The sequence below is a fragment of the Candidatus Hydrogenedentota bacterium genome (assembly GCA_013359265.1).
Taxonomy (GTDB): Bacteria; Hydrogenedentota; Hydrogenedentia; order Hydrogenedentales; family SLHB01; genus JABWCD01.
On record JABWCD010000022.1, the window covers coordinates 156,361 to 170,932 of the forward strand.

The window sequence follows — 14,572 nt, forward strand, 5'->3', positions numbered from 1 at the left end:
TGTCACCGCTCGCTGAAAGCGCACGGCTCAACTTTTCATAATCTCAGGGGGAACTCTGTTCATTACGACTCGTAATCGTGATCGCACACTCGATTTGCACCGAGCCTCATGGGACGTACCGGCTACGACGTTTCTTAAATTGCTCCACGACATCGAGTCTCCAAGCGATCGTCACAGCAGCGAATCCACCAATCGGCACACGCTTTGAAACGCCTGCTTGACAATCGGGCGCTTGTTCCACTCTTTAAGGGTTAGTTCACGGCTGTTCGCAAAGTAGCGCGCCTCAATCTCCCTGTGCTTCCGAACGACGTCCTCGTCGTACACAATGAGACAAACTTCGTTGTTTAACGCGAACGATCGGATGTCCACGTTGTTCGACCCGATTACCGAAATCGAGTCGTCCACTGTCATGTGTTTGGCATGAAGGAAACGGGGCTGGTAGAGGTGGATGTGAACGCCCGCCTCCAACACTTCTTCGTAGAACGATTGTTGCGCGAACCCCACGAAAAACTGATCGCGCTGTTCCGACAGGATAAGGTGCACTTCAACGCCGGTGGACACCGCCGTGCGCATCGCCTGCAAGAGCGGTTCGTCGGGAATGAAGTACGGCGTGGTAATAACGACGCGCTTTTCCGCGTCATGGATCATGGCCACGATAAGGCTCTGTATTCCGCCCCCCGCAAAGCCCGGCCCGCTGGGCAACACCTGCGCGTGCGCCGTACCTTTGGCGTGCGGGTGCGGAAAGAGCGAGTTGTCGTCGATGAGCTCTCCTATCTCAAAGTAGCGGTCCGCGAGCAGGGACACCTGCAACTGCGATACCACCGGGCCTTCCACGCGCGCGACCAGTTCTTCGAACACGAGACCGGGCTTGAAATCGGCGGCCACGATGTTCTGTGACCCGACGTGTCCGATGATTCCGTCAATCACCGCAATCTTGCGATGGTTGCGCAGATCGAACCGCGCCGCATTCGATCGGAACGGGCCCACCGGCATTACGGGCGTGACTTCGATTCCAGCCTCGCGCATTTCCGCCGTGAGCCGTGCCAGGTACGGGCGCGACCCGAGGTAATCGATAAGCACTCTGCACGAAACGCCCCGCTTCACCGCGCGCCCAAGCGATTCCGTCACGCGCTGTCCCACTGCGTCGTCCGAAAATATGTAAAACAACAAATGCACGTGCGACCGCGCGGCATCGATGTCGTCCACAAGGCATTGGATACTTTTGTCGTAGTCGTCGATCAGCTCGACCGTGTTGCCCGCCGCAACCGGAAACTGCCCGAGGGCTTTCGCAAGGCGCGCGGCCTGCCCAACCACCGTCGGAACCACGCGCGTCTCCGGGGCCTGCTGCACGTCCCACTGTTTGATGGCTTCGCGCACCCAGTCCGACGCGCGCTTCTGCAGGTCGAGACGCTTCTTCGGCACGTAGATGCGGCCGAACCACCAATAGACCAGAAGTCCGGCGACGGGTAGAAAAAAGATGAAGAGCAGCCACGTGCGCGCAGCGGCGGGACTACGGCGCTGCGGCACGTATACCAGCATCACAATTCGCACGACCCACTCGAACGAGAGATACAAGGCTCCCAGCGATGGAATCAGGTTACGCTCGCCCAGCATCTCGAGTACGGTGTTAACGGCCCGGCTCCAAGTTTTCCGATTACTTCGCGGTCAGCACGTGAATTCCGTGAATGACAGACTGCGCATCGGCTTTACCAACAATTCCATGCGGAATGAACCACTGCGAATCACTACTCGCAAAATACTCGAATCCGTCCCTCGCCGTTTGGGTGCTCTTGGTCCTTTAGGACTTCTAACAATCATGACGTCTTTGCGTTTACCCCGAAGGGGTTTCGGCGCGCAGCCCAAGGTTGGCCCGCCGAAGTCGCTCCGACGCAGGCGGGGCTACCCTGGGTACCAACCACTCCCCATTGGGGAATGTACCCTGAAGGGGTTTTGGCATTAATGTTAGAGGCCCTTGCATCGATTCCGGCAAAGATATCCACGAAGTTTTGCACTCCTCGCGTAAGCTCCATTGCTTCATCGAGGTGCTCTCTGAAATTCTGCAATCTCAAATTTGAAATTGATTGACAAAACTCTTTGGTTGCGGCCACAAGCCGCGCTGGGTCCTTTGGCCACCGCCAGCTTCATTCACGCCCGGCTGATACCCGCGTAAACTTCCACTCGAAATCGCGATCGATAACCGCGTCATTCCACTGTGACTACCATCGGCGATCTCGTCTTCTCCTCCAATCGAATCTCCGCCGACAGCATTCCGTCGTCCTTCCCGACCTCGACCCGGTAGGACCCGAAATAGCCGCGCAGCGAGAAGGTTCCCTGCCCGTCGGTCTCGCCCCTCTCGCGCGTGTGCCATTGCTCGCGAATGAGCCGCTTCAATGCGTCGTACGCAGGCTTCGGGGAGAGGTCATCGCGCAGCAGACCGCCGCCTTTCAACCACGATTTCGCGTCGCACAGGTCCCACCACGTGATCGCCGCGACTGCCGGGTGCGCGAAGCAAACTGTGTAAAACTGTTCGGCGTACTCCGCCTGCCTTTGTTCGTTCCAGTTGCCTTTGATCGTCGATCCGGTAATCGGCGCGCCGGCGGACGTCGGCGTAAATTCGGTGATGTGGATCGACTTGCCAAGCGTCGCATACGTGTCCAGCGTGGCCTTTACGCGATGCAGCGGAAATCGCATCGTGCGCGGTTCGTGCGCCTGAATGCCGACGCCGTCAAATGGAATTGCGTTGTCGATCGCATTCTGAAGAAGCTCGAAGAACGGGCGGTATCCATCCGCCATGACGTGGTAGTCGTTGACGATGAGGTGCGCGTTCCGGTCGGACTCTCGCGCCCAACGGTAGGGTCCGTCTATCGCAACACCGGTTACGTGCGACGGTTCGTTGACCACTTCCCAATAGTCAATCGCGCCCTTGTAGCGCGACACGATCTCGCGTACGCGTTGCTGCTGGATGTCCATGCTCGGCTGGCCGTCTGACCATACCGGTTCCGCGGCCTCATGGTCCCACAGCAACGGATGCCCCTTTACGCGAATACCGCGCGCTTTGCACCACGCCACTATCGCGTCCGTCTTTGCATAGTTCGGCTTGCCGCGTATCGGTTCGTACGACTTCCAGTAAAACCCCGTCGTGGCGTAATTGAATAGTTCCTCGAACCGCTGTTTGTACTCCTCGTTCTCGGCGTCGCTCGCGAATTCGTCAAACCCGAAAATGTTGCACCCGAAGAGAAACGCGTGCTGCTTCAGTTCGACGGTAATCGGCGCGTTTGCGACCGGCGCGCCGGAACCGTCTATGACACGCAGCGTAACCTCGCCCGTTCGCACGCGCTCAATGATCGCGCGCGCCTCCGACAAGGTCCCCGCCTCGTCCGGGGATAGAGCGCTCGCGTCAAATCTCGCCGCGCCTGCTTCGCTCCAGATACACAGGCAAAGGACGCCGAACGCAGCGCCGAATCGTTGCACGGGACAATCGCGCGTCATTGGTCCAGGGCTCGCTCGTAGGCTTCGTCAATAACGACTGAATTGCCGAGCGCGTCAGCCAACGGGTCGGCGCCTTCGGCGCAGAATCCCAGATGCAGATGGCGGCGCCAGCCTTCGGCGCAATCGAACGTGCCGGACATGCGCCCAACCTGACGCGCCATATCTTCCATCGTCGTGAGGTAACTATCGAGACCCTGGCTTCGGTCGAGCCATTCCTTTTGACTCTTGTGCGCGGCCAGCGCGGCGCGCTTCATCGTGAGCACCGGCTCAATATTCACATACTGACCCGCGCGGATGACGCGGCGCAGCGGATCGCGCAAACCCCATGGCAACGCGTGGTACAGCGTGACTTCCCCGGCAACCGGCTCGCGAATCGGGTCGGTGATGAAGTTGCGCATGCCGCGGCAAAACGCAGCGGTCACGGCCACACGGCACGCGTTCATATGATCTTCCATGTAGTCCTGCGGCGACTGCACGAGCATAATCGCCGGTTTCACATCGCGCACTACCGCGCCGAGCCGGCGCGGAAGGGATCGGTCGTAGTAGAGGTCAAGGTCGTCAACCATGGGCGGGTGCCACGTCGCCCCCAGGATTCGCGCGGCTTCGCGCCCTTCTTCAGCGCGAATCGCAACGATCGTGTCACGATCGTGCTCGGCAGTTCCCATCGATCCGTTGCATAGGTTGATGTAATGCACTTCCCAGCCCGCGCGGGCGAGCATCAGCATCGTCCCCGCCATCATGAGCTCGATATCATCGGGGTGTGCCGCAACAGCCAGTACTACGGGCTTGGACATGCGCAGACGGACCCTCCTCCCTAATTGAACCGCGATGTGCCGCGGCGCTTCGCGCGCTTCAAAATCGTTTCAGACTTGCGTGTACCGTATTCTCGTGCTCGTGCTACCATTGATACAAGTGGTCACGCCTCTCGTCCTTTAGGTCCCTTCGGTCCTTTGGTCTCCACCAATTTCAATCGACTTTGCGTGAAGCAGTGCTTTATGGCGACTCGTAATCGTAATCGGAACTCAGTGCCAATTACATCCGGCGGGCTGCCACTACACAGTGCGCAATTTCAGAGCGCTGCCGGAGTAGGTGCGGTTGCTGGCGTGAGCCACGGAGAGGATTCACAGACTTTTACATGCTTGCGTGCGGGCGCGCAACGACGACCAACAGCGTGAATCCCAAGCGCTATGCGCTCGAATCCGGCTCGAGCACCAATTCGCCCTCATCGTTCAACCGGGCCACGAGAGGGCCGTCCATCTCACGCTCCACGTCCAGTTTCGCGTACGCGATGCGAAGGTGCGTGTCGGGGTACACCTTGCGCCGAATTCGTATGACGGACTTCGCTCGCTCGTTGGACTGCGCCGTGAGCTGCTCAAGCTCGTGAGTCGTTTGTTCGAGCCGGGCCTCCGCCTTCGCGAGGTCCCTCAGCAACGCATCCATCTTGTCCTTCAAATAGGAGGAAAGCGTGCTTTCCCGCGCCTTGAACGGCGCGATTCGTTCGTTAAGCTGTACGATCTCCTCGTGGCACTCGTCCGCATCCGCGTGGCGGGACGCAATCTGCTCCTGCAATGTCGCGTCGACCCCCGCGATCAAGGTCGTGGGCACGTCCCCGTGGCTGCCGACTTGTCCCGCATCGATCCCGAACACCGCATTCACCCTGCCGCCGATGATTTGCCCGTCCGGAATCAGTACCGCGCCGTGCGCGTTCGTCAAGCATTGGATCAATTCGCGCCGAATTCGAACGTCGTGGCCCGCAACAATCTCGGCGCGTTCTGCAAACGCGGCCTCAATACTTCCTCCGGCGTGGACCTTGGTCTTGCCGCCGCCAATGATTCCGTGCCCGATCAGAACGTCGCCGCCCGCTTCTATAATGCATTCCTCCGCGGCCCCGGCCACGTGTACAGTACCGCCCGCCTCGAGTATCGAATCCGGCTCGACATCCTTGGCGACGTCCACCGCCCCCGGGTAATTGACATGCCCCGTCTTGATTCCAATGCTGCCCTTGACCGAATACGTGCGGTCGACGGATAGAACGCCCTTCGCAAATCGCACGCGTCCGATCGTGGTCGCAACAAACGTATTGGTCGCCCCATCGAATTCCACGCCTTCGCCCGCGCGGACATTCGGTCCTCCCGGTTTCGCGACAGCGATGGTCTTTCCGAATACATCCAACCCGGGCGTGCCGGGCTTCGGAGGGGTTAATGTGGCGATGATGTCGCCCGACGCAACAATACTGTTATCGAGGTGCTGGCGATAGTCCACCCTGCCCGTCTTGGGGTTTTCCACAAACGGCGCGGAGAAAAAGTCGCGCTCCCACGAAAGCGAGCCGGGCACGGACGGAATCGGCGGCGTCCCCTGCGACAACACCAACCCTGCAACGTGCGGACCGCTCGACGCCGCCGCAAGCAATGCGGCCTGGATATTCGCCGCCTTCAACGGCGGATCAATACCCATGGTGGCGCTTTGCACCAACACGTCCGCGACGGTTTCGTTTACGTTGCCCGAATCCACGATGCAGTCCACTCGCGCGGACAGCCTATCCTTCGTTACGTAAACGCGTGTGGTCGCGGCCATGTCGCTCCCCGGGCGGTTGCGGGTGCGCGCATATGGCGCACTATCTCACCCCGCTGCGGATGATTATCTGGGTGAACGGTCAAAAGTCAAGCGGGGCGATACGGTGCCGGCTTCATTGCGTGCCGGATCGTTTCGGTTGCCTCTGCAGGATTCTGGCGCGATTCTCTTCAATCTCCTGTAACGTCACGTTCGAATCCCGATTGAGATCGTTCGCACGGAAAAAGTTGCCAAGTTCCGCCGGCACTTCGTCCAGCGTGATGACGCCGTCCGCGTTCTTGTCATACAAAAGCATGACGTCCTCCGGCTGGATCGTGTCCTTCCGCAGATTTGGCCGTTGGTCCGCGCGGTCTCGCGCGCCGAGAAACTGCCCGGCCAATCGCTTTCGCATCGCCATGATCTCGTCGCGCGTCACCGTGCCGTCGCCGTCGCGGTCCGCCTTCAAAAGGACACCCTTTGCGTTGGCCGGCATTTCTTCCGGTTCGACGGCTCCGCTGCGATTGGCGTCGAAACGCGCGATCACATCGCCTGGCGCGGGCAGCGATGCGCCGTCGAGCGCATCCTCGGCGCTTGCCGGGGCGCTCGCGGATGCCTCGGCTTTCGCCTGGTTCCGCTGCTCCGTCTGCTTCCGCTTTTCGCGAAGGCCCACCGCACCGGCCATGACCGCAAGAAGTAGAACTCCGGCAACGATTGCGATTGTGCGCATTGACGCGCGCCGTCTCGTTGGTATGCGCGAAGGCGAGTTCTCCGGCGCCCGCATCGCGACAGTCTGTTTCAACGCCGTGCCCGCTTTGATCAGCGCGAGGTCGGTTAGCACGTCATGCGCCGACTGATACCGCCGCTCCGTGTCCTTCTCCAACAGACGGTGGACAAGTACCTTCACCGAATCCGGTACGCCCATGACCATGTCATCGAGCGGCTTGGGCGGGTCCTGCGTGATCTTTCGAATCAGCGTCGCCGGCGTGTCGCCTTCAAAGGGAACCGCGCCGGTTAGCATTTCATACGCGGTCGCGCCGAGCGAAAAAAGATCGCTCGCGGGCGATATCTCGCCCATGCCGCATTGCTCGGGCGACATGTACTGCGGCGTCCCGATGTATGTGCCTTCCGTCGTCAATTGGGTCCGCGCGGATAGAACTTTCGCGACGCCAAAATCGCTGACGTGCGCCTGTTCCCGCTTGTCGATCAGTATGTTCGCCGGTTTGATGTCGCGGTGGATGACGCCCCTCGCGTGCGCCGTCTCGAGAGCGGACGCGACCTGGCCAACGATATTCATGGCGCGCTGCCACGGGATTGCGCCCTGCTCTTTCAACACCGTATCGAGCGGTGCGCCATCGATCCATTCCATCGCGAAATACGGCACGCCGTCTTCCGTGCCAACCGCGTAAATCTGCACGATGTTCGGATGGTTCAACTTCGCTGCCGCGCGCGCTTCGCGGTGGAAGCGTTCGACCAGTTGCTCGTCGTGCGCCAGACCCGCGCGAAGCACTTTGAGCGCGACCGGCCGATCGAGCGGAATGTCGTGCGCTATGTACACTTCGCCCATTCCACCTTTCCCAAGGCGGCTATGGATTTGGTAGTTGCCCAGCCGCTTTCCGGCGAGGCTTCCGGGGTGCGCAGTCTTTTCTTCCATCGAAACTTCCAAACTTCACCATGCCGTAGTTTTCGGCAAACAACTCTCCCGGCTTTAACACCAAACGCGAAGGTTTGGCCCCGCTAGCGAGGTCGAGGCCTCGACCCGCCAAGCCCTGGCGGTCCAGGTGGCGGTGCCCCAAACCCTTGTGCCCCCGGCGGGGGTGGCGGCCCTTGTGCCCCGGCCTGCGACGGGAAGTTCGGGTCACCGGGAGGCGGATGCGCCCCCGGCCCGCCCTGCGGCGGTGGCCGCCGCTGCGGTGCGGCCTCCAGTTCCTTCAGCGTCAGCACGCCATCCCTGTCGGTGTCCAACATCATCAGGTGCGGCCGTACTTCCGCAGGCAGTTCGGACGCCACGATCTGCCCGTCGAGGTTCAGGTCGTGGCGCGTAAGCACTTCCCGCGCGGAAAGCGGCGGAGGTGGACCGGGCATACCCGCTGGAGGTCCGAGCGGCGCAACCGCCGTTTGCGTCGCCGGCGCTACAATCTCGACCTGGCCCGGGTCCGCCGCCGGCGTCGGAGCAGTCGCCGGTGAAGCGCCGGAATCCGACCGCGCGCTCAACCCAACCGCCGCTATGCCGACGGCCACGACGACAAGCGCTGCAGCCATCCCAATCGTTTTCGTCGTAACCAGGGGGCGGTGCTTGGCGCGAGGCGGCGGCAAGGCCGCAACCGGTTGCGCCGTAACATCGATCAGCGGCGCGCTGCCCGACGCAATGCGCGACAGGTCCTCGATCAGTTCCGTCGCCGTCGCGTAGCGTCGTGCGGGGTCTTTCTCCAACAGTTTTCCGACAATGAAGACCACGCTGTTCGGCACGCCCATGACGAGATCGTCCAAGGGCCGTGGCGTGTCTTGCGTGACACTTCGAATGACGCCCGCATACGTTTCGCCGGTGAACGGGAGCGATCCCGTCAACATTTCATACAGCATCGCGCCAAGCGAAAAGAGATCGCTCGCCGGCGTGACCTTGCCTAGGCCGCATTGTTCGGGAGACATGTACTCCGGCGTGCCAATCAGCGTGCCGTCGGTCGTCAGTTGCGTGTTCGCCCCGATGACCTTCGCGACGCCAAAATCCGTGACCCGCGCACGGCCCTGTTGATCGATGAGGATGTTTGCCGGCTTGATGTCGCGATGAATAATTCCCCGCGCATGCGCCATTTCCAGTGCCGACGCAATCTGGCCTGTGATGCTCAGCGCCCGCTGCCACGGAAGGGCCCCATGCTGGCGCAGTACGCTGTCCAGCGCCGCGCCTTGCACAAACTCCATCGCGATGTACGTCACCGTGTCCGTCGTGCCCACCGCGTATATTTGCACGATGTGGGGATGGCTCAACTGCGCCGCCGCGCGCGCCTCGCGATGGAACCGCTCGACCAACTGCGGCTCGCGCGCCCACGCAGGCCGCAACACCTTAAGCGCCACCGGCCTCCCCAACGAAACGTCTCGCGCGAGATACACCTCGCCCATCCCGCCTGCCCCCAAGCGGCGCGCCACCTGAAATTGACCGATTCGGTGGCCCGTCAGACCGTCATTGGCCGGTGTGATGTCGTTCATGGACTTCCCTCGCTCCATGATATTGTACACGGAGTAAACTTTTTTGGAGCCTACGAAGTGTCATGGCCAAACAACATAGTCCCGGGTTCGAGGCGATTGTTAACGACGCCCGCTCACGTATTCGCGAATGCACGATTGCCGATTTGAAGCGGCGGCTTGACGCGGGAGACCGGTTCTTCCTCGTCGACGTGCGGGAGGAATCCGAGTTCGCCAAATCCCACCTGCCCGGTGCAATCCATATCGGCAAAGGCGTCATCGAACGCGACATCGAAACCAAAGTCCCCGATTCCGGCGCGGACATTGTCCTGTATTGCGGCGGCGGATACCGCAGCGCCCTCGCAGCGGACGCCGTTCAGAAGATGGGCTACACCAATGTCGTGTCGATGGACGGCGGCTACCGTGCATGGTGTGAAGCGGACTACCCGCTCGTGAGAGCGTGAACTAAGCGGAGGAGTTATCGCCGCGGCGGCACAGTGTCAAACTTCAACAATTCTGCCTCAAAGACCGCCTTGAACGACTCGTACGCGTCTTGCGTCAACGGCGCTGGCGCGCCGACGTACGGGTTCGCGCCCATGTCGCGCGCATGCGTCGAGACCGGGTAGCCGCGGTCAGTGATGTAGCGCTTGAACCATTCGACCGTGCTCACGCCTACCTCGACGAGATAGTTGGTCGAGCGCTGCGCCTCTATAGCGCCCTGCTGGTCCCCGGCCTCGTATCGATCCTGAATGGCCTTGATGGTAACGGGATTCAGCGTGCAGCCCTGTCCGATGCACGCCGATGCACCTGCGTACAGCGCCGCGAGAAACCCGCACTCCGATCCGGCGATGAACTTGAAACCGAGCGGGGCCATCGCGTAGCACAGGTTGTAGATGTACTGCGCGTCGACCGTGGACACTTTCATCGCGGCGACGCGCGGGATTTCCGCGAGGCGTACCGCGAGATCCATGGTTACGCAGTATTCCTTCTGGGTGCCCGGCGGTTGGTAGAGCCAGATCGGGACCTGGACGGCGTCGCTGATCCGCTCGAAATAACGCAGGATCACGTCCGCGTGCGTCTCGCCGTCTCGCGGCAATAACGCTTCCGGCATCGTGTGGACCACGCCCGCCGCGCCCTGCTGCTCCGCAAACTGGCTGAGTTCAACGGCCTGTTGCATGAACACGCCGGGGTCCGGCCGCTTGTCGTAGTTCTTGTCCCAAATCCCCGCGGTCCCCACCAGCACCGGCGCGCGCCCGGCAAGATGCGCACACGCCAACGACGCCATCGCCTTCACGTCGTCATACTGGTAGGCGTACATCTGGCCCATGCCGGACCGAACAAAATAGGTGGAAATCGAACCCGCGTCGTAGAGATAGTCAAGGAGGTTGCGCTGGCCATCCGGGTCGAACCGGCCCTGGTCGTCCCAGACCGTGAACACGTTCGAGATGGCGCCCCGAACGAAGAAATCTGTCATCCGCGATTTAGCCTTTCGGGCGGACAGTGGACGTCGGCGGACGTACCCCCGGTGCGACCCCTTTCCGCAATGCCTCGCGCTTTGGCAGAGGCTTCTGCGTTTTCATGGGACGGTACCGGAACATCGCGGCAATTATCAACACGACGGAAGCGCACTCAAGATAGAAAAGCCACTGCGGGTTATACGCTTCCATTTCCCAAGGCGCCGCCAAGGGGGTCATGTACCCCATTCGGACTTTCTCCTGGACCAGCATCTTCATCTGCGACTCGAACTGGAACCAGTCGGTCAATGCGACGACATAGTGCAGGATCGTGTGGAAGATGCCAAAGTAAACGATCAACTCGAGCACCCACTGAATCGGCCCCCATGTCCACCGGCGTGTGAAATAAAGCAGGGGCGCCACAATCGCAGCAACCACCCCGTACTGTGCTGCGTGCTCCTGAATGTGCGCGAGTATTAGTTCCAGTTCCATGAGACGGTTCTCCTGCCACGGACGCCAGAGAAAGGCTATCACATTTATCGCCAATTAGCAAGAATTTTCGTGATTAGCGGAATATACGGTATTGATTTAATTGAATATGGGTCCCCGCTTGTCGATAAGTTCCACACTTTGCTAGACTTACTGTTACGCCGTGTCCCTCGCCGGGTGGGGCGAGGCTCCGACCGAGCCGGACCGCCGGCTGTTGCAACCCAACGTTGTTGCTAATCCAACGAGGAGACCGCCATGCGCGCCGCACATATTCGCTCCCACGGAGAACTTGACCAACTCTCCGTTGGCGACGTGCCAAACCCGACAATCGGCTTTGGCGAGGCCCTCGTCGATGTCGAGGCCGCGGCCCTGAACCATCTCGATATCTGGGTGCGAAAGGGAAGGCCGGGGCTGACGTTGGCCTTTCCGCATGTGCTCGGTTCGGATGCCGCGGGGACCGTGCTGGACGTGGGCGACGGGGTGGACCGCACGCTGATTGGCAGCAGGGTGGTGCTGAATCCCGGGCTGTGGTGTGGTCGCTGTGAGTGGTGCCTGCGCGGCGATCACAGCGAATGCTCAAGCTATAGCATCGTTGGGCTCGGACGATGGGGCACGTTCGCGGAAAACGCCGCTGTCCCCGCGGTATGCCTCGTGCCCGCGCCGGAACACCTGTCCACGCAGGAAGCCGCCGCGCTCCCGCTGGCCTATCTCACAGCGTGGCGCATGCTTACCACGCGTGGGCAATTGAAGGCGGGGGAGACGGTGCTGATTCACGGAATCGGCGGCGGCGTCGCAATCGCAGGGCTGCAACTCGCGAAGCTCATGGGTGCGCGCGTAATCGTAACGTCGTCGAAGCAGGATAAACTGACACGCGCGGGTGAAATGGGTGCGGATGCGTTTATCAACTACGCGAAGACGCCCGATGTCGGCGCGGAGGTAAAGCGCATCACGCACGGGCGCGGCGTCGATCTGGTGCTCGATACCACTGGCGCGGGCACGTGGCCCATCAACTTCGCCAGCGTGCGCAAAGGGGGCCGCATCGTGCACTGCGGCGTCACCACCGGCAAGACCGCGGAAGTCGACATCGCCGCCCTGTACTGGAACCACATCAGCGTTATGGGATCGACTATGGGGTCGCAGGAAGAGTTCCGCGCGATGGTTTCGGCGGTGTCCGCGGCGAAGATGAAGCCGGTCATCGACAAAGTCTTTCCGCTCGCCGACGCGCGCGCCGCGCAGGAGCGCATGGAAAATGGCGATCAATTCGGAAAGATTGTCTTGGTAATGTAGAAGCCCTCTGCGGTGACCGGATTACTTTGTCCCATATTTCTTTACCCAAACTTTTGGGTCCTCGCCGTGATTCTCTCCCGTCTTGGCCTTCAGTGAGCGAATGATGCTTAGAATCGCAGAATCCCGCGCTGTTTCAACTAACGCATCGAGCCGCGATCCGGTCGCCTGCTTCGTGCCCGACGGGTAGTAGTCGATCACGTATGCAAGACTGTCGGCGGCTTCCCCCGGCTCGGCGCGTGCCGCGCGATTGGCCGCGTCCGCAAATACTCGAATTTGGTCTTCGGCGAACGCGGTGTGGACGACCAGAGAAGTCCACCTGGCGGCGAGATAGCCGCACAACATGAGTAGCACAAAGCACGCCGCACCAAGCCCTATCGTGGAACGGCGCCAATGTGGCATCAGCATACGCGGTGATAACCCCTAGCGCATACCGTCCGCGTACGCGATCGCCTCGGCGATATGTTTGCGCGCTTTCTTGGCATGACTGATTGCTTTTTTGTCGTGCCCGCCGAACGGTGGTTCAACACCGGGATTCTCCGCCGCCTGGAGTAGCGCGATGGCCTTTTCCAGGTTGCCATCGGCGTCAGTGAGCCGCTGGTCAGCCGCGTACACGACCCCGGCAAAGAATGACACTCCGAAACAAATGGCAATAGCGCAGCACAGCATCACCACACGAATCGGCTTCATGTCGCGCACCTCCATTCTGCTTCCCCCGTCCCGAACGACTGCCCATTCTACCGCCCTGTCGCGAGAACATTTCCACTCACATGCAGCAACATCGCCGCATCCGCGCTCAATCCTTCAGTAATTCCTCGAGCTTCTTCAGCTTTTCCGGCATGTATGCCCGGACGTAGGGATAGTTCGGATTGTTCTTCACGAAATCCTGATGGTAGTCCTCCGCCGGGTAGAAGCCCTTGAGCGGCTCGACCACGGTGACGATCTTTTTGCCGCCGAAAAGCGTCGTGCCGGACAGTTCCTTGATATACGATTCGGCGACTTCTTTCTGTTTGTCGTCCGTGTAGAACACTGCCGAACGATATTGCGTGCCGTGGTCAGCCCCTTGCGCGTTGAGTTGCGTCGGATTGTGCGTGCCCATGAAGATGCGAAGCAGACGCCCGTACGTGATCTTCGACGGATCGTACGTAATCTGGACGCATTCGGCGTGGCCGGTGTCGCCTTCGCAGACTTCTTCGTAGGTCGTGCGCTCGGGATCGCCGTTCGCGTAGCCCGACATTACATCGTTCACGCCGTCCAACTTCTCGAACACACCTTCAGTGCACCAGAAGCATCCCCCCGCAAACACGGCCTTGGCTTCCCCCGGCGCCGCCGCAAGCGCCGTGTCATTCGCAGGCAAGGGAAGGCGCGTCACTGCTTTGGGTTCCGTGGCGGCATCCGATTTTTCCGGACCAAGCGACGCCTGCGGCGGAACTTCCTCGCCCGCCGACGCCGCATCGGCATCGTCAACGAACTTCAGCGATTCCGAATTGAGGCAGTAGCGCAGGCCCGTGGGTTTCGGTCCGTCTTCGAACACGTGCCCGAGATGGCCGTCGCACCGCGCGCAGAGAATCTCCGTGCGGACCATGCCGTGGGAGACATCCGACTCTTCAATCACGTTCTCTTTTCCGACCGGCTGAAAGAAGCTCGGCCAGCCGGTGCCCGAGTCGAACTTCGCGCCGGAGTGGAACAGCGGTAATCCGCACGCGACGCAAAGATAGTAGCCGTGCTTCTTGTTGTCGAGCAGTGTGCCGCAGAATGCCCGTTCCGTCCCTTTCGCGCGGACAATCCGAAACTGCTCCGGCGTCAGGCGCTTCTGCCACTCGTCGTCGCTAAGTTCCAAGCGCGGGACGCTGACCGGCCCCGTGAGTCTGCCTTCCTTGTTTATGATGCGCACCGTCACCATGGATGAACTCCCGGATTGTTCTTTCGCCGTTTCCGCCTCCGCGCCCTGCACCGCGATCCGCGGCTGACCGAGGATTCCCGCCGCGATTAGCGCGACGCCCATCAGCAATACCATCACCGATTTGTGTCGAATCATTTGCAGCATAACTTCACCGTCCACATCCGTTTTGCCCGCAACTCGTTTGGCCATGCCATTGTATGTCGCCGCGGCGTTCCCGGCCAAACAG

The 14,572-nt window shown here is 60.8% G+C and carries 13 protein-coding genes; 2 read left to right on the forward strand and 11 right to left on the reverse strand.

What is annotated here, in order from left to right:
- Positions 1-171: 171 nt before the first annotated feature.
- The 6 genes from cls to HUU46_18575 form a co-directional block, all read right to left on the reverse strand.
- Complete coding sequence (gene cls / locus HUU46_18550) at positions 172-1,614, reverse strand: cardiolipin synthase (GenBank protein ID NUM55647.1); 1,443 nt, start codon at positions 1,612-1,614, stop codon at positions 172-174.
- Between the two features lie 588 nt (positions 1,615-2,202).
- Positions 2,203-3,489 (reverse strand): endo-1,4-beta-xylanase, encoded by a 1,287-nt coding sequence (locus tag HUU46_18555; GenBank protein NUM55648.1) that lies wholly within the window; start codon positions 3,487-3,489, stop codon positions 2,203-2,205.
- Positions 3,486-4,283: a PIG-L family deacetylase gene (locus HUU46_18560; GenBank protein ID NUM55649.1), complete on the reverse strand. Its 798-nt coding sequence runs from the start codon at positions 4,281-4,283 to the stop codon at positions 3,486-3,488. The genes HUU46_18555 and HUU46_18560 overlap by 4 nt, the downstream gene beginning before the upstream one ends.
- 391 nt (positions 4,284-4,674) lie before the next feature.
- The gene (locus tag HUU46_18565) at positions 4,675-6,063 is read right to left on the reverse strand and encodes a DUF342 domain-containing protein (protein NUM55650.1); all 1,389 of its coding nucleotides are present in this window, start codon (positions 6,061-6,063) and stop codon (positions 4,675-4,677) included.
- A 112-nt stretch (positions 6,064-6,175) separates the two neighbouring features.
- Entirely contained in the window at positions 6,176-7,690 is a 1,515-nt protein-coding gene (locus HUU46_18570; protein ID NUM55651.1) for a protein kinase, read from the reverse strand.
- Between the two features lie 83 nt (positions 7,691-7,773).
- A complete protein-coding gene (locus HUU46_18575; GenBank protein ID NUM55652.1) occupies positions 7,774-9,240 on the reverse strand; it encodes a serine/threonine protein kinase in 1,467 nt (488 codons plus the stop codon).
- A gap of 62 nt (positions 9,241-9,302) precedes the next feature.
- Here HUU46_18575 and HUU46_18580 point away from each other — a divergent pair, with 62 nt between their 5' ends.
- Positions 9,303-9,680: a sulfurtransferase gene (locus HUU46_18580; GenBank protein NUM55653.1), complete on the forward strand. Its 378-nt coding sequence runs from the start codon at positions 9,303-9,305 to the stop codon at positions 9,678-9,680.
- Positions 9,681-9,694: 14 nt separating this feature from the next.
- Here the strand turns inward: HUU46_18580 and HUU46_18585 are convergent, their stop codons facing one another.
- Positions 9,695-10,690 carry a dihydrodipicolinate synthase family protein gene (locus HUU46_18585; GenBank protein ID NUM55654.1) on the reverse strand — a complete coding sequence of 332 codons (996 nt, stop codon included), beginning with the start codon at positions 10,688-10,690 and terminating at the stop codon, positions 9,695-9,697.
- Between the two features lie 7 nt (positions 10,691-10,697).
- Positions 10,698-11,162: a hypothetical protein gene (locus HUU46_18590; GenBank protein NUM55655.1), complete on the reverse strand. Its 465-nt coding sequence runs from the start codon at positions 11,160-11,162 to the stop codon at positions 10,698-10,700.
- Positions 11,163-11,414: 252 nt separating this feature from the next.
- Here HUU46_18590 and HUU46_18595 point away from each other — a divergent pair, with 252 nt between their 5' ends.
- Entirely contained in the window at positions 11,415-12,446 is a 1,032-nt protein-coding gene (locus HUU46_18595) for a zinc-binding dehydrogenase (protein NUM55656.1), read from the forward strand.
- Positions 12,447-12,467: 21 nt separating this feature from the next.
- On the opposite strand, the gene HUU46_18600 is transcribed toward HUU46_18595, so the two are convergent.
- The 3 genes from HUU46_18600 to HUU46_18610 form a co-directional block, all read right to left on the reverse strand.
- Positions 12,468-12,851 carry a hypothetical protein gene (locus tag HUU46_18600; protein ID NUM55657.1) on the reverse strand — a complete coding sequence of 128 codons (384 nt, stop codon included), beginning with the start codon at positions 12,849-12,851 and terminating at the stop codon, positions 12,468-12,470.
- Between the two features lie 15 nt (positions 12,852-12,866).
- Positions 12,867-13,148 (reverse strand): hypothetical protein, encoded by a 282-nt coding sequence (locus HUU46_18605; protein NUM55658.1) that lies wholly within the window; start codon positions 13,146-13,148, stop codon positions 12,867-12,869.
- A gap of 91 nt (positions 13,149-13,239) precedes the next feature.
- Positions 13,240-14,535: a bifunctional methionine sulfoxide reductase B/A protein gene (locus tag HUU46_18610; GenBank protein ID NUM55659.1), complete on the reverse strand. Its 1,296-nt coding sequence runs from the start codon at positions 14,533-14,535 to the stop codon at positions 13,240-13,242.
- Positions 14,536-14,572: the final 37 nt, after the last annotated feature.